The following is a 21,865-nucleotide window of genomic DNA, read 5'->3' as shown; positions in this document are numbered from 1 at the left end:
CGCTACTCCGGAAGCGGCGGCGGACTCGTACGCGGGGGCGTGGGGTCGAGGTAGACGCGACTGACCGCCGGGATGAGGGTGCGCAGCCGGGTCTCCGCCTCCTCGCAGGCCCACTCGATCTCGGCGGAGGTGGAGACGTCGCGGAAGTCGACCTTGGCGGCGATGAGGATCTCCCCCGGCCCCTGCACCAGCGTGGTCAGCTCCATCACGTCCTGGACGGCGTCCACGGAGAGCAGTTCCCGGCGTACCGCCTCCCGCATCGGCTTGGGCAGGGCGCGGCCGACGAGGAGTTCGGTGTTGGCGCGGCCGAGGACGTAGGCCACGACGATGAGCAGCACACCGATGAGGACGGAAGCGATACCGTCGAAGATCCCGGAACCGGTGAGCTGGCCGCCCAGCAGACCGAGGGCGGCGAGCACCAGGCCGATGAGCGCGGCGGTGTCCTCCATGACGACGGCCTTCACGGCGGTGTCGGGGGTGTGCTGGAGATAGCGCAGGATCGGCACCCGGAAGTGCTCGGCCCGGCCGGTGGCCTGCCGCCAGCCGGTGCGCAGGGAGAGCCCCTCCAGTACGAAGGCGATGGCGAGCACGATGTAGGAGATCAGCGGGTCGCCGGGCTTCTCGACGTGGGTGAGGGCGTGGATGCCGTCGTACACGGCGAAGACGCCGCCGCCGACGAAGGTGGCGACGGAGGCGAGCAGCGCCCAGATGTACCGCTCGGGGCCGTAGCCGAAGGGGTGGTCCTCGTCGGCGGGTTTCCTGCTGCGCTTGAGGGCGACGAAGAGCAGGGCCTCGGTCATGGTGTCGGCGACCGAGTGCCCGGCCTCGGCGAGCATGGCGGTGGAGCCGCTGAGCACACCGGCGACGGCCTTGGCGAGCGCGACGCCGAAGTTCGCGGCGGCCGCCACGAGGACGGTGAAGGTCGACCCGCCCGCGCCGGGACCACCCGCCGAGCCCACGCGGTGGTCCAGGTAGGGGCCCCTGCCCGCGTTCGTCCCGCCTTCCGCTCCGGGTTCACCCTGTTCGCTCATATCCGGACAGTAACCCTCTTCCGTGATCTCGTGACCGGTCCAGGCAGTCGTGGACGACCTCGGGGGCGCCGAGGGTGAGGCCGGTGATCAGATGGCTCGCCCAGACGACCTCGACCACGGGCAGGTCGGCCGGCGGCGCCATGATCGGAGTCGGCATACGGACGGGGCCGGTCCTCCCCTGCCGAGGCCGGCACCGATCACCGCGATGGGACGGTCCTCGATGCCGGTCGGCGGGGTGAGCGTCATGGTCCGTCCTCGTGCTGGGAAGCCGTGCGCGGTCCACTCTCGGGCGCCCGCCGGGCACCGGCCAGCGCTGCCGCCCGTACGGGGGATCGGTTACCGCCCGGACCGGGCCGGGGACCGCGGCCGGACCTGAGGAGTCCGGGAACGGGACGGGCCCGGCCGCCCCGTGGTGGGGTGACCGGGCCCGGTACGGCCGTCGCTCAGGACTGGGGCCGCTTGCCGTGGTTGGCGCCGTTCTTGCGGCGGGCCTTCTTCTTCCGGCGTCGCTTCGAGGACATGCGGGCCTCCTTCTGGCGTGGTCGGACACGTTCGGTACGGGGACGGATGATCGCCTGCCCCGCGGTCCGGACACCATACATGCGGGTATGCCCCGCGAGCACAGTCGCCGGGCGCGCGCCCCGAGTCGCGCGCCGGGTCCGGGGCACGGACGATACGAGAGACCGAGAAAGGGGGCGCCGTCGCGCGCGCCCGCCGCCGGGACGAGGAGCATCCGCCGATGGCCGGAACCTGGGAAGCCGACACTCTGGTGATCTTCGGGGTGACCGGGGATCTCGCGCGGAAGATGACGTTTCCCGCGCTGTACAAGCTGGAGGGCCGGGGGCTGCTCAACTGCCCCGTGGTCGGTGTCGGCCGCCGCGAGATGAGCCACGAGGAGCTGGCCGACCTGGTCCGTACGGCGGTGGAGGGGGCGGAGGAGTCGGTCGACCGGGCGGTGCTGGAGCGGCTGACGGGCCGGATGGCCTATGTAGCCGGAGACCTCACCGTGTCCGAGACCTATGGGCGGCTCGCCCAGGAGCTGGGGCGCCGCAGGCGTCCGCTGTTCTATCTGGAGACCCCGCCCGCGCTGTTCGCGCCGATCGTGGACCAGCTCGCCTCCGCCCGGCTGCTGGGGCAGGCGCGGGTGGCGCTGGAGAAGCCCTTCGGGCACGACCTGGCATCGGCCCGCGCCCTGGACCGCAAGCTGACGGCGGTGCTGGACGAGAGCCAGATCCTCCGGGTCGACCACTTCCTGGGCAAGGAACCCGTCATCGAGCTGGAGTATCTGCGGTTCGCCAACTCCGCGCTGGCCGAGCTGTGGCACCGGGACAGCGTGGTGGCCATCCAGATCACGATGGCCGAGGAGTTCGGCGTCGAGGGCCGCGCCGGCTTCTACGAGCAGGTGGGGGCGCTGCGCGATGTGATCCAGAATCACCTGCTGCTGGTGCTGGCCCTGGTGGCGATGGACCCGCCGGTCGGGCCGAGCGCGACCGATCTGTGGGACAAGCGGATCGAGGTGCTGCGCGCGATGCCGGAGGCGGACGTGCACGCGTACGTGCGCGGCCAGTACATCGGCTACCAGCAACTGCCGGGCGTGGCGCCGGACTCGACCGTGGAGACGTACGCGGCGCTCCGGCTGGAGATCAACAACTGGCGGTGGGACGGCGTGCCGGTCTTCATCCGCGCGGGCAAACGGCTCCCGGTACGGGTGACCGAGGTACGGCTGATCCTGCGCGAGCCTCCCCGGCTCGGCTTCCTCCCCGACCCCGGCCAGGTCGCCGGCAACCAGATCGTGCTGCGCATCGACCCCGAGGCCGGCATGCGCCTCCAGCTCTCCGCCCTGGACGAGGAGTCGGCCTGGCGCCCGGTCCCCCTGGACACCATCTTCGCCCGCGAACTCGGCAAGCCCCTCGCCCCGTACGAGCGCCTCCTGTACGCGGCCCTGACCGGTGACGACAAGTACTTCGCACCGCAGCGCGCGGTCGAGGAGTGCTGGCGGATCATCCAGCCCCTCCTCACCTATCCCCCGCCGGTCCACCCGTACCCGCCCGGCTCCTGGGGCCCGCCCCAGGCGGACGCGCTGGTGGCGGGCAGCCCGCCGTGGCAGCGGCCCTGGGTTCCGTAGTCCCGCCCGCCCCACGGCTCGCCACCGCTGTGCTGGATGCGGTGCGGGAGCGCAACCAGGGTGCTGCTGTCCAGCACTTCCGTCCGTAGCACTGGAGCAGGAATGACCGGTGACCCCGAGCCGATCAGCGCCGAGGCACGCAAGGCGCTCGAGCAGGAACTGTCCGATCTGCACGAGGAGCGCAGGACGGTCGCCGCGACGCTGAAGGACTCCGACGAGGTCGGGGACCGTGCCGACCAGGCCGACGAGATCCAGCGGGCCGACCAGCTCCACCGGCTGGACGAGCGCATCGAACGGGCCGAGGACCGGCTGCGCCAGGCCGACATCGGGGGCCCGGTCCCCACCGACAAGGTCGGGGTGGGCACGACGGTCACCGTCCGGTTCGCGGACGGCACCACGGACACCCTGCACATCGGCGAGATCGCCGACGCCCGCGATCCGAAGCTGGTCACCTCCGACAGCCCGCTGGGCCGCGCGCTCCTCGGCCGCACCCCCGGCGACACCGTCAGCTACGAGGCGCCGAACGGCGAGACCACCGCGGTCGTGGTCTCCCTGGGCACGCCCGGCGACCAGGGCTGAGAACGGACGCACGCCTGGGCGGACCGGACTCGGGTGGCCGGTCCGCCCAGGCTTTACCGCGTGTCAGGCGTCGTAGTGGGACGGCGGGAAGGGGGTCTCCTGTTCGCGCTGCCGGCGCGTCAGGTCACCCGTCTCCACCTCGCCCCGTTCGACCTGACGGTCGATCTCGGCGGTCTCCTGCTCGTAGATCCGCTCCGGGCTCTCCTGCTCCCGGACCGGGAGGCCGACCTCACGCCGGTCCTCCTGAGCGCGTTCCTCGAGTTCGGCATCGTCCGGGCGGCGGGGCAGCCCACGCCCGTGGTCGCGGTCCGGGTCGCCCTCGACCTTCTTGTTGGACTTGTGGTGGTGCGCCATGGGCTTCTCCTTGCCGCCGTAAGTCCTACTTGACCCCGGCGTCCTTCGAGTCGGCCTTCTTCTTGCCGCCGGACGCGGTCTTCTTGGCCGCCGCCTTCTTCCCCGCGGACTCGTCGTCCTTCTGGGACTTCTTCTCGTCCGCCTTGCGCACGGTGACGTGCAGGGAGTCGTTCTGCACATCCGCGACGATGGTGTCCCCCGGATCGGCCTGGCCACTGAGCAGCAGCTCCGCGATGCGGTTGTCCAGCTCCGTCTGGATCGTGCGGCGCAGCGGACGCGCGCCGAACTCCGGCTGGTGGCCGTGGGCGATCAGCAGCTTCTTCGCCGCCTCGGTGACCTCCAGCTGCAACCCCTGCGCCCTCACCCGGCGCCGGCTCTGGTCCAGCAGGTGGTCCACGATCTGGGAGAGGTCGTCCTCGGTGAGGCCGTGGAAGATGATGATGTCGTCGATCCGGTTGAGGAACTCCGGCAGGAAGCGGCCGCGCAGCTCCTCCAGCAGTTCGTCCTTGATCTCGGACACGTCGCCCTGGTGCGCCAGGATCAGTTGGGCGCCGATGTTGGACGTCATGATGATGACGGTGTGCCGGAAGTCGACGGTGCGGCCCTGGCCGTCGGTCAGCCGGCCGTCGTCCAGGATCTGCAGCAGCGTGCTGAACACGTCCGGGTGCGCCTTCTCGATCTCGTCGAACAGCAACACGCTGTACGGCTGGCGGCGGACCTTCTCGGTGAGCTGTCCGGCCTCCTCGTAGCCGACGTATCCGGGAGGCGCGCCGACCAGGCGGGAGACGGTGTGCTTCTCCTGGAACTCGCTCATGTCGAAGCGGATCATGCGGTCCTCGTCGCCGAACAGCAGCTCGGCGAGGGCCTTGGCGAGTTCGGTCTTGCCGACACCGGTGGGACCGAGGAAGAGGAACGAGCCGACCGGGCGGTTCGGGTCGCCCATGCCCGCGCGGTTGCGGCGCACCGCCTGGGAGACGGCGGTGACGGCCTCGTTCTGCCCGACGATGCGGGCGTGCATCTCCTCCTCGAGGTTGAGCAGCCGCTCCTTCTCGCTGGCGGTGAGCTGCGAGACGGGGATGCCGGTCCGGCGGGAGACGATGTCGGCGATGTCGTTCGGGGTGACGGTGACGACGCCCTCGCGGCGCTCCTCGATGCCGGCGAGTTCGGCCTCGGCCTCCGCGATCTTCTTCTTGAGGTCGTTCGCCCTCTCGTAGTCCTGGCCGGACACGGCCTCGTCCAGCTCGCGCCGGAGCTTGGCGATCTTGTCCTCGCGGGCGACGACCTCGGTGGAGCGGGCCGCGCTGCGCAGCCGGACCCGCGCGCCGGCCTGGTCCATCAGGTCGATGGCCTTGTCCGGGAGGAAGCGGTCGGTGATGTAGCGGTCGGACAGCACGGCACAGGCTTCGAGCGCGGAGTCCTCGTAGCGGACCTGGTGGTGGGCCTCGTAGGCGTCGCGCAGCCCTTCGAGGATCACCACGGTCTCCTCGACGGTGGGCTCCGGCACCATGACGGGCTGGAAGCGTCGTTCGAGGGCGGCGTCCTTCTCGATGTACTTGCGGTACTCGTCGATCGTGGTCGCGCCCACGACGTGCAGCTCGCCGCGGGCGAGGGCGGGCTTGAGGATGTTGCCCGCGTCCATCGAGCCCTCGCCGGTGGCGCCGGCGCCGACGACGGTGTGCAGCTCGTCGATGAACAGGATGATCTCGCCCTCGGACGCCTGGACGTCCTCGATGACCTTCTTCAGCCGCTCCTCGAACTGGCCGCGGTACTGGGCGCCGGCCACCAGGCCGGACATGTCGAGGGCGACGACCCGCTTGTCCTTCAGGGTGTCGGGTACGTCCCCGATCACGATGCGCTGGGCGAGCCCCTCCACGATGGCGGTCTTGCCGACGCCGGGCTCACCTATGAGGACCGGGTTGTTCTTGGAGCGGCGGGAGAGAATCTCGACCGTCTGCTCGATCTCGTCCGCCCGTCCGACCACCGGGTCGAGCTTGCCCTGCTTGGCCTCCTCGGTGAGGTCGCGGCCGAACTCGTCCAGGGTGCTGGTGGGGCCGCCCCCCGGGCGGCCCTGGTCCTGGCGGGCGGGCTGTTCGGTGCGCGAGGCCAGCTTCCTTCCGTCGACGCCCTCGGCTGACAGCAGACGCCCGGCGCCGGAGTCGGCGTCCTCCAGCAGCGCGGCCAGGATGTGCTCCGGACCGATGTAGGAGTTACCGGCGGCCTGGGACTGGGCGAAGGCGTCGGCGAGGGTGCGCTTGGCGGCCGGGGTGAGCCCAGGCTCGGCGGACGGGGTGGCGGACTCGCCGGGCAGCACCTCACTGATCGTCTCGGCGAGCTTGTCGGGGTCGACCCCGGCCTGCGCGAGGATGCGGCGGCTGGGCTCGACCTTGGTCGCGGCCCACAGCAGGTGCTGGGTGTCGAGGTCGGAGGTACCGTCCTCCTCGGCCTTCTGCGCGGCCAGGTTGAGCAGTTCCTGCGAGGACTCCGTCAGCAGCCGGCCGATGGGAACTCGCTGCACAGCAGGGGGCGATGACGCCGGTGACATGCCGAAGAACCGGTTCAGCAGGTCGCTGAAAGGGTCGGAGGAACCGAACGGTGAACCGAACGACATCGACATGGCAGCTCCTGGTGCGCGACGGATCAGGTTCTCACTGAACCGCGATGTCCAGGGCCTCGCAACCCGAGGAAGCAAGCTCTCCCAAGGGATTTCCGGGCTTTCGCCACCCATTTGCCTGAGCCTCGCTGCCGCTGTCGAATGTGTTGTGCACACTCCTTTATATGCACGCGAGGAGAAGAGGAGTCCGGGCATGAGCGAACGTGCGGGCGTTGCGAGGTCGGCCTGGTGGGCCGGACACGATCCCGTGGTGGAACTCCAGCAGTTGTGGGGCGAGGTCAGCCGCCTGGTGGAGCAGTCCGCACAGCCGGCCGAGCCGGTCCGGCACTGGATGCCGCTGGTCGAGGAGGAGGACGCGGGCGACGCCTATCTGGTCCGCGCCGAATTGCCGGGCATTCCCCGCGAGAGCGTGAACATCGAGGTCGACGGCCGGGAACTGCACATTCACGGCTCGCTCGACGAGAGCACCGGCGGAAACGCCCTGCGCCGCAGGGAGGGCAGTTTCTCCTACGGGGTACGGGTCCCCGGTGACGTCAATGTCGAGGGCGTTCAGGCCGATCTCTCCGACGGTGTACTGACGGTCCGGCTGCCGAAATCCCAGACCGCTACTCGACGCTCGATCGAAATCGGTTCCTGAAAGCGCCGTACATACGAAATCGGCGGGCCCTCACGGAAAGGGCCGGCCGCTTTCGGCGTGACGTCCACGCGGCAGGCGTCACCATGACATTGACGTGACACTCCTGGCCGCTCCCCAGCCTGCCGCCGGGTGGTGGGAGGCCGCCCCGCCGCGGGCGGGGCGGGGCGACGGTCATGTGCCTGTACGGGGAACGTTCTGGGCGGGCTACCGCTCCGCGCGGCTCTCCGAGTGGTGGAACCCGGTCCCGGCCTGGTGGTCGCGGACCATCGGGTGCGGCTGGTCGCGCAGTTCGGGCAGCAGCCGGGCGAGGTCCTGGGCGAACAGGTCGGCGAGGTCGCGGGTGAAGCCGTTGCGGCACACCACCCGCAGCACGGCGAGGTCCTGGCGGTGGGGCGGGAAGGTGTACGCGGGCACCAGCCAGCCGGTCTCCCGCATCCGGCGGGAGATGTCGAAGACGTCGTAGGACGTGACGTGGTCGGCGGTGGTGAAGGCGAACACCGGCAGCTGGTCGCCGCGCGTGAGCAGCTTGAAGTCGCCCATGTCCTCGACCTTCCGGGCCAGCGACATGGCGACGTCACGGGTGGCCTGCTGGACCGCGCGGAAGCCTGCGCGGCCCAGGCGCAGGAAGGTGTAGTACTGCGCGACGACCTGGGAGCCGGGGCGGGAGAAGTTGAGGGCGAAGGTCGGCATGTCGCCGCCCAGGTAGTTGACCCGGAAGACCAGGTCCTCGGGCAGCGCCTCCTTGTCCCGCCACAGGGCCCAGCCGACGCCGGGGTAGACCAGCCCGTACTTGTGGCCGGAGGTGTTGATCGAGGCCACGCGCGGGAGCCGGAAGTCCCACTCCACGTCGGGGTCGAGGAACGGGGCGATCATCGCGCCGGACGCGCCGTCGACGTGGACCGGGATGTCGAGGCCGGTGCGCTCCTGGTAGGCGTCGAGGGCTGCGCAGAGCTGGGCGATGGGCTCATAGGAGCCGTCGAAGGTGGAGCCGAGGATGCCGACGACCCCGATGGTGTTCTCGTCGCACAGCTCGACCGCTTCGTGCGGGTCGAGGTGGAACCGGTCTCCCTCCATGGGGACTTGGCGGACCTCGACCTCCCAGTAGTTGCAGAACTTCTCCCAGCAGACCTGGGCGTTGATGCCGATGACCAGGTTGGGGCGGGCGCTGCCGGGATAGCGGTCGGCGTTGCGCTGGGTCCAGCGGCGCTTCATGGCGAGCCCGGCGAGCATGCACGCCTCGCTGGAGCCGGTGGTCGAACAGCCCACGGCCTGCGAGGGGTCGGGGGCGTTCCACAGGTCGGCGAGCATGGCCACACAGCGCCGCTCCAGCTCGGCGGTGCGCGGGTACTCGTCCTTGTCGATGATGTTCTTGTCGCGGGACTCCCCCATCAGCCGCCCGGCCTGGGGTTCCATCCAGGTGGTGACGAAGGTGGCGAGGTTGAGCCGGGCGTTGCCGTCGAGCATCAGCTCGTCGTGGACCACCTGATAGGCGGTGTCCGGGGCCAGCGGCAGTTCCGCCAGGCGGTGCTTGGGCGGCTCCTCGGTCATTTCCCTCACCGGGTTCGCCTGCCCGAAGAACGGGTTGAGGGCGAGGGCGGATTCGTCGAGGTGCTGCTGGGAAGTGCCGTGCGAGAGAGGCGACATGAGTGCTTCCTGGGTCCGATCAGCGTCCGCTGGCGAAGGGGTGGGGGGCTGAACGCACGGACGGCACCGGCCCTGAGAGAGGGCCGGTGCCGTCCGTTCAGGCGTTCGGGGTTTATGAGGCGTCGAGGGCTATGTTCCGCTCCCAGGCCGCGGAGCCTATGCCGACCACGCAGCTCAACTGGGCGTCGGGGTCGCGGTATCCGGTGGAGCGGCGCAGCGACTGCACGTCCTCCAGCAGGCCTCGTACGGTGTCCTCGCCGCCCTCGTCGATGGTGACCACGAGGAATACCGCCGCCCTGGCCGGAGGAGCGACGACAGGCTGCGTCTCGGTCATGGAAGCCTGCTTTCTGATCAGCTTGCGCGCGAGACGAACATAGACGCTCCGGGCGGCTTGTCGTGCGGATTCGCGCCGACGGCGCGGCCCGTTCACATCGGCCGCGCCGAATCCCGCGAATTCGCTGTCACGTGGCACGGGGACGGCGCGCGCGGAAGGGTTTGTGGAAGTAAAGCCGAGCCTTTGCGGCTCAGGAGGGACGAGCCGCTCCGGGGCGTCTGCGGCCCCGGCCGCGTCTGGCCCGGTCGTCGGCGAGCACGGCGCGGCTGAGCCGGCCCAGCAGGTCGTACGCGCGGTGCTCGGCGGCGGCGACGGCGGCGGGATCGACGCCGGTGGGACGCAGTTCGCCGCTCGCGGCCTCCTTCGCCTCGTACAGCTCGACGGCGGACGCGGCCAGCTGCACCTGGGCCGCCCGGCGCCGGGCGGCCGTGCTGTGCAGGGCCTGCTCGGCCTGGCCGGAGACGACCGTGCACAGGTGCAGCGCCTCCCGCATCCGGACGGCGGCCCGGCCGTGCACCAGGAGCAGGGCGCAGACCAGGCCGACGCTGATGCCGATGCCGCTGCCGATCACGCGGTCGTGCAGCAGCCGGGAGGCGGAGACCGGCGAGGAGAGTTCGCTCAGCAGCAGGGCGAGCGGGGTGAGGAAGACGACGCCGAGACCGTAGTTGCGGGCGACGACGTACTCCAGGAAGAACTCGAAGACGATGATCAGGCAGATGATCGCCACCGGGCCGGGGTGCAGGACGAGGACGGCGCTGGTCAGCAGCAGACCGATGGCGGTGCCCAGGGTGCGCTGCACGGCCCGCTGCATGGTGCTCCACACGTTGACGGAGTGCAGCACGGCGGCCGCGGAGATCGCGGCCCAGTAGCTGTGGCCGACGCCCAGGAAGAGGGCGGTCCCGCCCGCGGCGGCGGTGCCGACGAAGGTCCGTACGGCGGTCGGCAGGAAGGCGGCGGCCCGGCGGCGGCGCCGTCCGCGCGGCCTCGGCCGTTCGCCCTCGGGGTGCGCGGCCGGGGCCGGGGGCGCCGGCGGACGGGTCTCGGGCGGGGCAGGGACGACGGTGGCGGGCCGGGCGGGGGCGCTGTCGCCGGTGTGGGGCTCCAGCGGTTCACCGGGCAGCGGGAGCAGGGTGTGCCAGCGGCGGTCGGAGAGCATCCGCGCCTGTTCGCGCAGGCGCCGGGCCACGGCCTCGCCCTCGGCGTCGCGCCAGGTGTCGGTGGTCAGCAGGGCCCAGACATAGTCGGCGGAATAGCCGGTGGTGGCGGGGCGTCCGGGGGCCCGGCGGGTGAGGCCGAGGGCGCCGTCGCTGTCGTCGGGGTCGTCGAGCGCGTGGTGGGCGCGCAGGGCGGCGACGACGGCCTGGTGGCGGGCCTTGGAGGTCTCGATCGGCCCGGCGGCCTCCAGGGCGCGGGCGAAGCACTCCAGGGCGTCGGCGAGCGCGAGCCGCTGGAGCCGCTGCGGCTGGAGGGAGTTGGGCAGGCAGACCAGCCAGGCGACGGCCGCGCCGAGCGCGGTGAGCGCGGTGTGCGGCAGCACGTCGGTGAGGGCGGGCGTCCCCTCGGCGGTGACGGCGAAGGCGACCAGGATCAGTACGGCCCCGAGGCCCCGCAGCCCGCCGTAGTCACAGCCGAACTTGGCGAGTCCGGCGACCGCGGCCATGCCCACCACGGCGGCGAGCCCCTGGTTCCAGGGGCCGGAGGGGCCCACCCAGACGGCGAGCAGCGAGCCGAGCCCCACGGCGGCCGTCATCGCCAGGGCGACGAGCGCGAGCACCCACAGCCGGCTGCGGCGGCGCAGCGGGAGGCTGCGCTCGAAGGTGATGGTGAAGGCGCCGAGGGCCGGGAAGACGGCGAGGTTCGGGTGGCCGAGCAGCACCAGCGGCAGGGTGGGCAGCGCCATGGTGAGCGCGGCCCGCAGCGCGAAGGGCAGCGCCCCGCTGACCTCGGCCAGGGCGAATGAGCCGCGTGGCGAGAGAACACGGGCCAGTCCAGCGATGAGCTGAGAGGTGTTGCCGCGTTTCATAGATCACTAACTCTAGCAAATCGGGGAGGGTCAAGCGCCTTCACACATTTCACTCGGTGAATTGCACGGACAATTCCGAAGGGAAGTCCGGCACGGTGTGAATTCGCATACGGTCTTCACCCGGCGGAAGTGGCCCTCAGGCCCTCCGGGTCCGACCCGGAGGCCGTCGGCGGGCAGGGGCCCCGGCCGGGCGGGCCGCTGAGCCGATTGGCATTTCGGTCAGCGGTCGGGTACACCCATGACGTGCTGTTTCGCCAACTCGAATACCTCGTCGCTCTCTCGAGGGAGCACCATTTCGCCCGCGCCGCCCAGGCGTGCTCCGTCTCCCAGCCCGCGCTCTCCGAGGCGATCCGGAAGCTGGAGGACGAGCTTGACGTGCCGTTGGTCCGACGCGGCCGCAAGTACGAGGGGCTCACTCCCGAGGGCGAGCGCATCGTCGTGTGGGCGCAGCGGATTCTCGCGGACCGCGACGCGCTGCGGGACGAGGTCGGTGCCCTGCGCCGCGGGCTCAGCGGCCGGATGCGGATCGGCTCGGTGCCGACCGCGTCCGCGGCCGTCTCGCTGCTGACCGGTCCGTTCTGCACGGAGCATCCGCTGGTCACCGTGGAAGTGATAGCGGACCTCCAGTCCCAGGACATTCTCCGCCAGCTGCAGAATTTCGAGATCGACGCCGGAATCACGTATCTGCCGGAAGAACTCTCGGGGACTTTTCACGCCATTCCGCTCTATGAGGAACGTTATGTGCTGCTGATCACCGCGGCCGACGGTCTGGCGCACCGGTCGACGGCCACCTGGGCGGAGGCCGCCCGGCTCCCGCTGTGCCTGCTGAACGAGTCGATGCAGGGCCGGCGGGTGCTGGACGACGTGTTCGCCAAGGCCGGGGCGAAGCCGACGCCCCGGGTGGAGACCGACTCCGTCGCGGCGCTGTTCGCGCACGTCAGGACCGGCCGGTGGGCGAGCGTCGTCCCGCACGCCTGGCTGCACGTGTTCGGTGTGCCGCACGGCATGCGGGCGGTGCCGCTCGTGGAGCCGGACTGGACGGTGCCGGTGGGCCTGGTGACGACGTCCCAGCAGCCGGGGTCGGTGATGGCCCGCGCGCTGACCGAGGTCGCCACGGAGACGGACGTGGCCGGCGCCCTGGAGCGGCTGCCCGGTGGTCCCGCGCTGCCGCCGGCGTAGCGTCCGTGGCCGCGTCCGTTCAGGCGCGGCCACCGGGGCCGGTCAGGCGACGGGCTGCGGTTCGAGGCGTTCGGCGCCGGTGTAGACGTTCATCGAGTCGCCGCGCAGGAAGCCGACCAGGGTCAGACCGCTCTCGGCGGCGAGGTCGGCGGCGAGCGAGGACGGCGCGGAGACGGCGGCCAGCATCGGGATGCCGGCCATGACCGCCTTCTGCACCAGCTCGAACGAGGCCCGGCCGCTGACCATCAGCACGCAGCCGCGCAGCGGGAGCATCCCGGAGCGCAGGGCGTGTCCGACGACCTTGTCGACGGCGTTGTGGCGGCCCACGTCCTCGCGCAGGCAGAGCAGTTCGCCGTCGGCGGAGAAGAGCCCGGCCGCGTGCAGGCCGCCGGTGCTGTCGAACACCTTCTGCGCGGCGCGCAGCTTCTCGGGCAGGGTGGCCAGCATCTCCGGGCTCATGCGCAGCTCGTCGTCGGCGACGGACCAGGCGGCGACGGTGCGTACCGCGTCCAGGCTGGCCTTGCCGCACAGGCCGCAGGAGGACGTGGTGTAGAAATTGCGCTCCAGGGAGGCGTCGGGGGCATCGACGCCGGGGCCGAGGACGACGTCGACGACGTTGTAGGTGTTGCTGCCGTCGTCGGTGGCGCCCAGGCAGTAGCGGATGCCGGCCACATCGGTCTCGGCGTGCGCGACGCCCTCGCTGACCAGGAAGCCGGCGGCGAGGTCGAAGTCGTCGCCGGGGGTGCGCATGGTCACCGTGAGCGGGCGGCCGCCGACGCGGATCTCCATCGGCTCCTCGGCCGCCAGGGTGTCCGGGCGGTGCGAGGACGCGCCGTCGCGGATGCGGAGCACTCGACGCCGCACGGTCACTCGTCCCATGGTCTTCTTCCTCTCCTCGGGCTCCGGGCCGGGGGTTGTGGTCGCCGCTGGAGCCGGTGTGTGCCGGTGGGTGGGTTCGGCTTGTCGGGGGCGGCGGCCGGGCCAGGGCCCGGGCCCGCCGGGGTCGGCTCCTGTGGTGACGGCATGCAGCGGTGGCGTGGGAAATCCACTCTAGGTGACGCCGTGGCACGAGGAGAGGGCGGAAGTACTGACGTGGCGGCCCGGCCGGAGGGGCGGGCGCGGGGTGCGGGTGGCATCCGCGGATGACCCGGTCCCGCCGGGGAAGCGGGTACCGGGCCGTCCGCGGTACGCATCCCCTCCCGGACCGTCGGGAGGGGAGTCGGAGGGCGGATCAGCCGGCGAGGCCGGGGGCCGGGATACGGGACGGCTCCAGCCGGATCAGCACGCCCTTGGAGGTGGGGCAGTTGCTGATGTCGGCGACGCTGTCCAGCGGCACGAGCACGTTGGTCTCCGGGTAGTACGCGGCGGCGGAGCCGGGGCTCGTCGGGTAGGCGACGACCTTGAAGGACTCGGCGCGGCGCTCCTTGTCGGTCCACACGCTCACCAGGTCGACCATGTCGCCGTCGCGGAAGCCGAACTGCTCCAGGTCGGCCGGGTTGACCATGACGACACGGCGGGCGTTGTGGATGCCCCGGTAGCGGTCGTTGGGCGCGTACCAGATGGTGTTCCACTGGTCGTGCGAGCGCAGCGTCTGGAGCAGCAGGTGGCCGGCGGGCACGTGCGGCATCTCGAACCGGCTGGCCCAGAACTCGGCCTTGCCGCTCGGCGTCGGGAACGTGTCGCTGTTGACCGGGCTCGGCAGGTTGAAGCCTCCGGGCTGCCGGACGCGCTCGTTGAAGTTCTCGAAGCCGGGGACGACGCGCGAGATCCGGTCACGGATCCGGTCGTTGTCGGCCTCGAAGCTCTTCCACGGGATGCCGTACTTGTCGCCGAGGGTGGCGATCGCCAGGCGGCTGATGATGGCGACCTCGCTGAGCAGGTGCTTGGAGGCCGGGGGCAGCTTGCCGTGCGAGCGGTGGACGTCGCTCATCGAGTCCTCGACGGTGATCCACTGCTCGACACCGTTCTGCATGTCCCGGTCGCTGCGGCCCAGGGTGGGCAGGAGCAGCGCGGTGTCGCCGCAGACGGTGTGGGAGCGGTTGAGCTTGGTCGAGATGTGCGCGGTCAGCGAGCAGTTGCGCATGGCCTGCTCGGTGTACTCGCTGTCCGGGGTGGCGCGGACGAAGTTGCCGGCCACGCCGAGGAAGAACTTGGCCTTGCCCTCGTGCATCGCGCGGATGCCCTGCACGGCGTCGTAGCCGTGGTGGCGGGGCGGCTCGAAGCCGAACTCGCGGCCGAGCGCGTCCAGGAAGGCGTCGGACATCTGCTCCCAGACGCCCATGGTGCGGTCGCCCTGCACGTTGGAGTGGCCGCGGACGGGGCAGACACCGGCGCCGGGCTTGCCGATGTTTCCGCGCAGCATCAGGAAGTTGACGATCTCGCGGATGGTGGCGACACCGTGCTTCTGCTGGGTCACGCCCATCGCCCAGCAGACGATGGCGCTCCGGCTCCTCATGACCCGCTCGTGGACCTCCTTGATCTCGTCCAGCGTCAGGCCCGTGGCGAGGAGTATGTCGTCCCAGGAGATCTTGCGGACGCTCTCGGCGAACTCCCGGAAACCGCGGGAGTTCTTGTTGATCCACGCGTGGTCGAGCACGGTGCCCGGCGCGGCGTCCTCGGCGTCCAGCAGCAGCTTGTTGAGGCCCTGGAAGAGGGCCATGTCGCCGCCGGCGCGGATGTGCACGAACTGGTCGGCGATCTGGGTGCCGTTGCCGATCACACCGCGCGCCTTCTGCGGGTGCTTGAACCGCATCAGGCCGGCCTCGGGGAGGGTGTTGACCGCCACGACCTCGCCGCCGTTGCGCTTGGTCTCCTCCAGCGCGGCGAGCATGCGCGGGTGGTTGGTGCCGGGGTTCTGGCCGACCAGGAAGATCAGGTCGGAGTGGTGGATGTCGTCCAGCGAGACGCTGCCCTTGCCGATGCCGAGCGCGGCGCCCAGACCCCAGCCGGTGGACTCGTGGCACATGTTGGAGCAGTCCGGCAGGTTGTTGGTGCCGAACGCGCGGGAGAACAGCTGGAGGAGGAAGGCGGCCTCGTTGTTCAGGCGGCCCGAGACGTAGAACATCGCCTCGTCGGGCGAGGTGAGCTGCTTCAGCTCCTTCGCCAGCACCTCGAACGCCTTCTCCCAGGTGATGGGCTCGTAGTGGGTGGCGCCGGGCCACTTCGCCATGGGCTCGGTGAGCCGGCCCTGCTGGTTGAGCCAGTAGTCGGACTTCGAGTCGAGCTCGGCGATCGAGTACTGCTGGAAGAACTCCCGGGTGACGCGGCGCGAGGTGGCCTCGTCGTTGATGTGCTTGGCGCCGTTCTCGCAGTACTCGTTGAAGTGGCGCTTCTTGTCCTCGGGCCAGGCGCAGCCGGGGCAGTCGATGCCGTCGACCTGGTTGATGTTCAGCAGCGTGAGCATGGTGCGCCGCGGGGAAGTCTGACTGAGCGAGTACTCCAGCGCGTGCGTGACGGCCGGGACACCCGTCGCCCACGTCTTGGGAGGCGTGACCGTCAGTTCGTCGATCGGGTCCTCGATGCTGCTGCTCATGGTGTGTCTGCCTCTTTCGTGAATACGAATCCCGCCGAACGGCATTTTCTTTGGCTGCCGGAAGGAAAGTCAAAGAGGCCGTATCGATCGCGCGATAGGCACCGCTTATCTTCGGGTTCCGCTCACCTTTCGCAGCATTACATATTTCCCAGCACGGCTCTGACCAGGCGTGACGCCGACGAGGCAGGCACCCGTCGAGGCCAGGATAACTACGGCCTATTACCCGATCGACCGCCCCTCTTTGACTCGGGCGGCAAATTGCCCGACGCTGGCCGACGAACAGCACGCAAGAATCCAAATTCGGGAGAGAGCTGCCGTGTACCTGGCATTGGCCCCGGACACCATCGCGCGATGGCAGTTCGGGATGACCACCGTCTACCACTACCTGTTCGTGCCCCTCACCATCAGCCTGGTGGCGATCACGGCGGGCCTGGAGACGGCGTACGTCCGCACGGGCAGGACGAAGTACTTCCACGCCACCAAGTTCTGGGGCAAGCTCTTCCTGATCAACATCGCCATGGGTGTCGTCACCGGGCTGGTGCAGGAGTTCCAGTTCGGGATGAACTGGTCCGCCTACTCCCGCTTCGTGGGCGACGTCTTCGGCGCACCGCTCGCCCTGGAGGCCCTCCTGGCCTTCTTCTTCGAGTCCACCTTCATCGGACTGTGGATCTTCGGCTGGGACAAGCTGCCCAAGAAGGTCCACTGCGCGTGCATCTGGATGGTGTCCATCGGCACCATCCTGTCGACGTACTTCATCCTCGCCGCCAACTCCTTCATGCAGAACCCGGTCGGCTTCAGCCTCGACAAGACGGCCGGCAAGGCGCATCTGACGGACATCGGCGCGGTGCTGTTCCAGAAGCTCAACCTGGTGGTGGTCGCCCACACCCTGACGGCCGCGTTCCTCACCGGAGCCGCCTTCGTGATGGGCATCTCCGCCATCCACCTGTGGCGCGCGGCCCGGCTGCAGCGCCGGGGCCGGCCCACCGACCTCAAGCAGGTCGCGGCCATGCGGACCTCGCTGCGGCTCGGCCTGGTGCTGGCCGTGATCTTCGGTCTGGGCACCGCGATCAGCGGTGACAAGCTCGGCGAGGTGATGTTCGAGCAGCAGCCGATGAAGATGGCCGCCGCCGAGGCGCTGTGGGACAAGGAGGCACCGGCCCCCTTCTCCGCCTTCTCCGTGCCGGACACCGCCCAGCGGCGCAACAGCGTCGACATCCAAGTCCCCGGCCTGCTCTCCTTCCTGGCGCACAAGGACTTCCACTCGGCGGTACCCGGCATCGACGACACGGCCAGGGCCGAGGCGGCCGCGTACGGCGGTTCACCATCCGAGTACATCCCGAACGTCCCCATGACGTACTGGGGTTTCCGGGCGATGATCCTGTTCGGCATGACCTCCTTCAGCCTCGGCGCGGCCGGACTCTGGCTGACGCGGCGGAAGTTCTGGCTCGCCCCCGAGCACCGCACCGGCTCGTTCGACGTCCCCCGGCTGATGCTCACCAAGAACCGCGAGCTGGGCGCCATGGCGAGCGGGCTGGCCTGGCGGGCCGGCATCCTCACCCTGGCCTTCCCGGTGATCGCCAACTCCTTCGGCTGGATCTTCACCGCGATGGGCCGTCAGCCCTGGGCCGTCACCGGCCTGCTGCGCACCGTGGACGCGGTCTCCCCGAACGTCTCGCTCACCGAACAGCTCGTCACGCTCATCGGCTTCAGCCTGCTGTACATCGCGCTCGCCGTGGTCGAACTCAAGCTGCTGGTGAAGTACGCGGGCGGCGGACCGGTCACCTCCGAGCGGCCACCGCTCAGGGACATCAAGCTCGGCGGAGAGTCCACGCTCGAAGGCTCCCCGAGGGACGCCGACAAGCCGCTCGCCTTCGCCTACTGATCCGTTAGAGAGAGTCCGGAACCGTGCATCTCCATGACCTCTGGTTCGTCGTCATAGCCCTGCTGTGGGTCGGCTACTTCTTCCTGGAGGGCTTCGACTTCGGCGTGGGCATCCTGACCCGGGTGCTCGCCCGCGGGGAGACCGAGCGCCGCGTCCTGCTGAACACCATCGGCCCCGTCTGGGACGGCAACGAGGTCTGGCTGGTCACGGCGGCCGGCGCGACCTTCGCCGCCTTCCCCGACTGGTACGCCACGATGTTCAGCGGCTTCTACCTGCCGATGTTCGTCATCCTGCTCTGCCTGATCCTGCGCGGTGTCGCCTTCGAGTACCGGCACAAGCGCGACGGCGAGCGGTGGAAGCGCAACTGGGAGGCGATCGTCTTCGTCACCTCGCTGGTGCTGGCCTTCCTGTGGGGCGTGCTGTTCGCCGCCATGGTCCACGGCCTGCCGATCGGTGCCGACCACGAGTACCACGGCGGCCTCGCCGAACTGGTCCAGCCGTACGCGCTGCTGGGCGGCGTGACCACGACCGTGCTCTTCACCTTCCACGGCGCGGTGTTCGCCTCGCTGAAGACGGTGGGCAGCATCCGGCACCGGGCGCGGCACCTGGCGCAGACCGCCGGCGGGCTGACCGTCCTGCTGCTGCTGGCGTTCCTGACCTGGACCCAGGTCGGCACCGGCAATGTGCGCAGCCTGATCGCCGAGGCCGTGGCCGTGCTCGCGGTGCTGGTGTCGCTGGGCTTCAACTTCGGCGCCCGCGAGGGGCGGGCGTTCGTCGCCTCCGGGCTGAGCGTGGTGGCGTCCACCGCGATGCTCTTCCTCGCCCTGTTCCCGCAGGTGATGCCGTCCAGCCTGAACGCGGCCTGGAGCCTGACCGCGACCAACGCGGCCGCCGGCTCGTACACGCTGGGGATCATCACCTGGGTCGCCGGCTTCGCCACCCCGCTGGTGCTGCTCTACCAGGGCTGGACCTACTGGGTGTTCCGCAAGCGGATCGGCGTCCAGCACATCCCCGTCGCCGCCCACGCACCGGTCCACCGCGTAGCGCCGTGAACACCCGACGCGCCATGACGTGCCGCGCCCTGCGCCGTCTGACCCGAACCCGCGCCGAGCGCGCGGGCCGGGGGGCGGCGGCCGACGGCGTGGCGATGTCCCGGGGCCGGGCCGCCGACCGTGATGATCATCGGAGTGTGTCCCGGCCACGCCGGCGTCGCGGACGCGTCGCGCCGCGGACCCGCCTGGTGGAGCCGGGCGGCGTCCCCGGCGCCGGGCGGCCGGTGCGCACCGCACGTCCACCCCGAGCACGCCACCGCCGCCCGGTGCGGGCGGACCGCACACCGTACGACCGCCGACCGGCAGCACAGAAAGAAGGCAGGCCCGTGTCCCGACCGCTCACCGACCAGCACAGTGACACCGCCGCCCCGAAGCCGCTGGTGGACCGGTTCGGCCGCGTCCACACCGACCTCCGGCTGTCCCTGACCGACCGCTGCAATCTGCGCTGCACCTACTGCATGCCCGCCGAGGGGCTGGCCTGGCTGCCGAAGGACGAGTTGCTGAGCGACGACGAGATCGTCCGCCTGGTCGGCATCGCCACCGGCCGGCTGGGCATCAGCGAGGTCCGGCTGACCGGCGGGGAGCCCCTCGTGCGCCGGGGCCTGCCCGGTCTGATCGCCCGGCTGTCCGCGCTTCCGAAGGCGCCCGAGCTGTCCATCACGACCAACGGCATCGGGCTCGCCCGTACCGCCGTCGCGCTGCGCGAGGCCGGGCTCGGCCGGGTCAACGTCAGCCTGGACACCCTGCGCCCGGAGCGGTTCGCCGCCATCACCCGGCGCGACCGGCTGGCCGACGTGCTGGAGGGGCTGCGCGCGGCCCGCGCCGCCGGCCTCGACCCGGTCAAGGTCAACGCGGTGCCGGTGCGCGGGGTGAACGACGACGAGATCGCGGACCTGACGGCGTTCGCCGTGGAGAACGGCTACCGGATGCGGTTCATCGAGTCGATGCCGCTGGACGCCCAGGGTGCCTGGGAGCGGGAGAAGATGGTCACCGCCGCCGAGATCCTGGACCGGATCGGCGAGCGCTTCACCCTCACCCCCGTGCCTCGCGAGGACAACGCCCCGGCCGAGGAGTGGCGGATCGACGGCACGGACTCCCGGGTGGGTGTCATCGCCAGCGTCACCCGCCCGTTCTGCGGCAGCTGCGACCGGGTACGGCTGACCGCCGACGGGCAGTTGCGCAACTGCCTGTTCGCCACCAAGGAGTCCGACCTGCGCGCGCTGCTCCGCGCGGGCGCCGACGACGACGCGCTGGAGGCCGCCTGGCGCTCCTGCATCGCCGTCAAGGCCCCCGGTCACGCCATCGACAGCGAGGACTTCCGCCGTCCCGACCGGCCCATGTCGGCCATCGGCGGCTGAGACCCGTACCGACCCCACGAGTGAGGACCGACGAAGTGAACCGGATGCACGAATGGATCGCGGCGGCCAAGGCCGAGCTGGGCATCGACCTCGATGTCGACATCGCCGAGCTGCTGGACATGACCAAGGTGGTCGCGCACGAGGTGGCGCGGCCGGCCGCCCCGCTCACCTCCTTCCTGGTCGGCTACGCGGCCGCCCTGCGGGCCGGCGGCGCCGGTGCGGTGGCGGAGGCGAACCGGCGGGTGACCGGGCTGGCCGAGCAGTGGGCCGCCGAGCGTGAGAACGGCGCGGCGGCGCTGTGACCGGCCGCCCCGAGCACCACCCGTCCTGGCACCGGGCCCGCTCCCTGGCGCGCGCCGCCGCCGGGCCCGCGCTGCCCGGGGTGCCGCGCACCCTCGCGGACGCGCTCGGCCATGCCCTGGCCGAGCCGCTGACGGCGCTGACGGACCTGCCGCCGTTCGCCACCTCCGCCATGGACGGCTGGGCCGTGTCCGGGCCCGGCCCCTGGCAGTTGGGGGATCGGGGCGTGCTCGCCGGCGAGCGGCCGGAACCGCTCGCGGCCGGCACCGCCGTGCCGATCGCCACCGGCGCGCCGCTTCCGCCGGGGGCGAGCGCCGTACTGCGCCGCGAGCACGGCGAGGTGGAGCGGTCCACGAGCCTGCTCCGCCTCGCCGCCCCCGGCCCCCTGCCCGAGGGCTACGACGTGCGCCCGCGCGGGCAGGAGTGCGCGAGCGGTGAGCCGCTGCTCCCGGCGGGGACCAGCGTCACCCCGGCCGTGCTGGGCCTGGCGGCGGCGAGCGGCTACGACCGGCTGGTGGTGCACCGGCGCCCCAGCGTGGAGCTGTTCGTCCTGGGCGACGAGCTGCTGGACACCGGGGTGCCGCGCGGCGGCCGGGTCCGCGACGCGCTCAGCCCGCTGCTGCCGTCCTGGCTGGACGGTCTCGGCGCAGAGGTGATCGGCCGGCACCGGGTGGCGGACCGGCTGGCGGAGCTGCGCGAGGCCGTGGCCCACTCCCCCGCCGACGTGGTGATCACCACCGGCAGTACGGCGGCCGGGCCGGTGGACTTCCTGCACGAGACGCTGCGCCTGCTGGACGCCCCGCTGATCGTCGACTCCGTCTCGGTACGGCCGGGCCACCCGATGCTGCTGGCCGGGCTGCCCGCCACGGCGGACGGCCGCACCCGCCGCCTGGTCGGGCTGCCCGGCAACCCGCTGGCCGCCGTGGCCGGTACGGCCACCCTGGCCGCGCCCCTGCTGCGCGCGCTCGGCGGCCACGCCGACCCGGAGCCGCGCAGTGCCGTGACCGCCGAGGCGCTCCCCGGCCACCCTCACGACACCCGGCTGCTGCCGGTGCGTACGGCGGGCACCGGCGTGGCGCCGCTGCCGTACGACGGCCCGGCCATGCTGCGCGGGCTGGCCCTGGCCGACGCGCTGGCCGTGGTCCCGCCCGGCGGAGCCGCGGCCGGGGACACGGTGGAGCTGCTGCCGCTGCCCACCGGCTGACCCACCCTCCCACCTCAGAC

At 71.2% G+C, this 21,865-nt stretch carries 18 protein-coding genes; 9 read left to right on the top strand and 9 right to left on the bottom strand.

The window, feature by feature from the left end; translation table 11 throughout:
- Positions 1-2: 2 nt before the first annotated feature.
- On the bottom strand, positions 3-1,031 hold the full coding sequence (locus tag E5082_RS24265) for a cation diffusion facilitator family transporter (protein ID WP_229918731.1): 1,029 nt from the start codon (positions 1,029-1,031) through the stop codon (positions 3-5).
- 443 nt (positions 1,032-1,474) lie between these two features.
- Entirely contained in the window at positions 1,475-1,552 is a 78-nt protein-coding gene (locus E5082_RS33770) for a 50S ribosomal protein bL37 (protein WP_370454205.1), read from the bottom strand.
- Positions 1,553-1,770: 218 nt separating this feature from the next.
- Here E5082_RS33770 and E5082_RS24260 point away from each other — a divergent pair, with 218 nt between their 5' ends.
- Positions 1,771-3,156: a glucose-6-phosphate dehydrogenase gene (locus E5082_RS24260; protein ID WP_135793379.1), complete on the top strand. Its 1,386-nt coding sequence runs from the start codon at positions 1,771-1,773 to the stop codon at positions 3,154-3,156.
- Positions 3,157-3,258: 102 nt separating this feature from the next.
- Positions 3,259-3,735, top strand: a complete 477-nt coding sequence (locus tag E5082_RS24255; RefSeq protein ID WP_135793378.1) for a GreA/GreB family elongation factor — start codon at positions 3,259-3,261, stop codon at positions 3,733-3,735.
- Between the two features lie 63 nt (positions 3,736-3,798).
- Here the strand turns inward: E5082_RS24255 and E5082_RS24250 are convergent, their stop codons facing one another.
- Together E5082_RS24250 and E5082_RS24245 are read right to left on the bottom strand one after the other, a co-directional pair.
- Positions 3,799-4,089 carry a hypothetical protein gene (locus E5082_RS24250; RefSeq protein ID WP_135793377.1) on the bottom strand — a complete coding sequence of 97 codons (291 nt, stop codon included), beginning with the start codon at positions 4,087-4,089 and terminating at the stop codon, positions 3,799-3,801.
- A 25-nt stretch (positions 4,090-4,114) separates the two neighbouring features.
- Positions 4,115-6,703 carry an ATP-dependent Clp protease ATP-binding subunit gene (locus E5082_RS24245; protein ID WP_135793376.1) on the bottom strand — a complete coding sequence of 863 codons (2,589 nt, stop codon included), beginning with the start codon at positions 6,701-6,703 and terminating at the stop codon, positions 4,115-4,117.
- Positions 6,704-6,893: 190 nt separating this feature from the next.
- Here E5082_RS24245 and E5082_RS24240 point away from each other — a divergent pair, with 190 nt between their 5' ends.
- Positions 6,894-7,337: an Hsp20/alpha crystallin family protein gene (locus tag E5082_RS24240; RefSeq protein ID WP_135793375.1), complete on the top strand. Its 444-nt coding sequence runs from the start codon at positions 6,894-6,896 to the stop codon at positions 7,335-7,337.
- 204 nt (positions 7,338-7,541) lie between these two features.
- Here E5082_RS24240 and gad read toward each other — a convergent pair whose 3' ends face one another.
- From gad to E5082_RS24225, 3 genes are all read right to left on the bottom strand, one after another.
- Positions 7,542-8,981 (bottom strand): glutamate decarboxylase, encoded by a 1,440-nt coding sequence (gad, locus tag E5082_RS24235; protein ID WP_135793374.1) that lies wholly within the window; start codon positions 8,979-8,981, stop codon positions 7,542-7,544.
- A 112-nt stretch (positions 8,982-9,093) separates the two neighbouring features.
- Entirely contained in the window at positions 9,094-9,315 is a 222-nt protein-coding gene (locus E5082_RS24230) for a Dyp-type peroxidase domain-containing protein (protein WP_135793373.1), read from the bottom strand.
- A 190-nt stretch (positions 9,316-9,505) separates the two neighbouring features.
- Positions 9,506-11,338, bottom strand: coding sequence for an FUSC family protein (locus tag E5082_RS24225; protein ID WP_135793372.1), 1,833 nt, complete (start codon positions 11,336-11,338; stop codon positions 9,506-9,508).
- A 243-nt stretch (positions 11,339-11,581) separates the two neighbouring features.
- Between E5082_RS24225 and E5082_RS24220 the strand changes: the two genes are divergently transcribed.
- On the top strand, positions 11,582-12,517 hold the full coding sequence (locus E5082_RS24220) for a LysR family transcriptional regulator (RefSeq protein WP_135793371.1): 936 nt from the start codon (positions 11,582-11,584) through the stop codon (positions 12,515-12,517).
- A 42-nt stretch (positions 12,518-12,559) separates the two neighbouring features.
- On the opposite strand, the gene fdhD is transcribed toward E5082_RS24220, so the two are convergent.
- Positions 12,560-13,396, bottom strand: a complete 837-nt coding sequence (gene fdhD / locus E5082_RS24215) for a formate dehydrogenase accessory sulfurtransferase FdhD (protein ID WP_135793370.1) — start codon at positions 13,394-13,396, stop codon at positions 12,560-12,562.
- A 352-nt stretch (positions 13,397-13,748) separates the two neighbouring features.
- Complete coding sequence (locus tag E5082_RS24210) at positions 13,749-16,049, bottom strand: FdhF/YdeP family oxidoreductase (protein ID WP_135793369.1); 2,301 nt, start codon at positions 16,047-16,049, stop codon at positions 13,749-13,751.
- 316 nt (positions 16,050-16,365) lie between these two features.
- Here E5082_RS24210 and E5082_RS24205 point away from each other — a divergent pair, with 316 nt between their 5' ends.
- The 5 genes from E5082_RS24205 to E5082_RS24185 all read left to right on the top strand — a co-directional run bounded on the left by E5082_RS24205 (position 16,366) and on the right by E5082_RS24185 (position 21,845).
- Complete coding sequence (locus tag E5082_RS24205) at positions 16,366-17,931, top strand: cytochrome ubiquinol oxidase subunit I (RefSeq protein WP_135793368.1); 1,566 nt, start codon at positions 16,366-16,368, stop codon at positions 17,929-17,931.
- A 23-nt stretch (positions 17,932-17,954) separates the two neighbouring features.
- Positions 17,955-18,983: a cytochrome d ubiquinol oxidase subunit II gene (gene cydB, locus E5082_RS24200; RefSeq protein ID WP_135793367.1), complete on the top strand. Its 1,029-nt coding sequence runs from the start codon at positions 17,955-17,957 to the stop codon at positions 18,981-18,983.
- Positions 18,984-19,309: 326 nt separating this feature from the next.
- Positions 19,310-20,341, top strand: a complete 1,032-nt coding sequence (gene moaA / locus E5082_RS24195; protein ID WP_135793366.1) for a GTP 3',8-cyclase MoaA — start codon at positions 19,310-19,312, stop codon at positions 20,339-20,341.
- Between the two features lie 44 nt (positions 20,342-20,385).
- Positions 20,386-20,643 carry a DUF6457 domain-containing protein gene (locus E5082_RS24190; protein WP_308437500.1) on the top strand — a complete coding sequence of 86 codons (258 nt, stop codon included), beginning with the start codon at positions 20,386-20,388 and terminating at the stop codon, positions 20,641-20,643.
- Entirely contained in the window at positions 20,640-21,845 is a 1,206-nt protein-coding gene (locus tag E5082_RS24185) for a molybdopterin molybdotransferase MoeA (protein WP_135793365.1), read from the top strand. Before E5082_RS24190 ends, E5082_RS24185 begins: the two co-directional genes overlap by 4 nt.
- The last annotated feature ends 20 nt before the right edge of the window (positions 21,846-21,865 follow it).

It is taken from the genome of Streptomyces griseoluteus (assembly GCF_004784465.1).
GTDB lineage: Bacteria > Actinomycetota > Actinomycetes > Streptomycetales > Streptomycetaceae > Streptomyces > Streptomyces griseoluteus.
The sequence above is the reverse complement of the archived record's forward strand: the minus strand, read 5'-3'. Positions and strand labels throughout refer to the sequence as shown.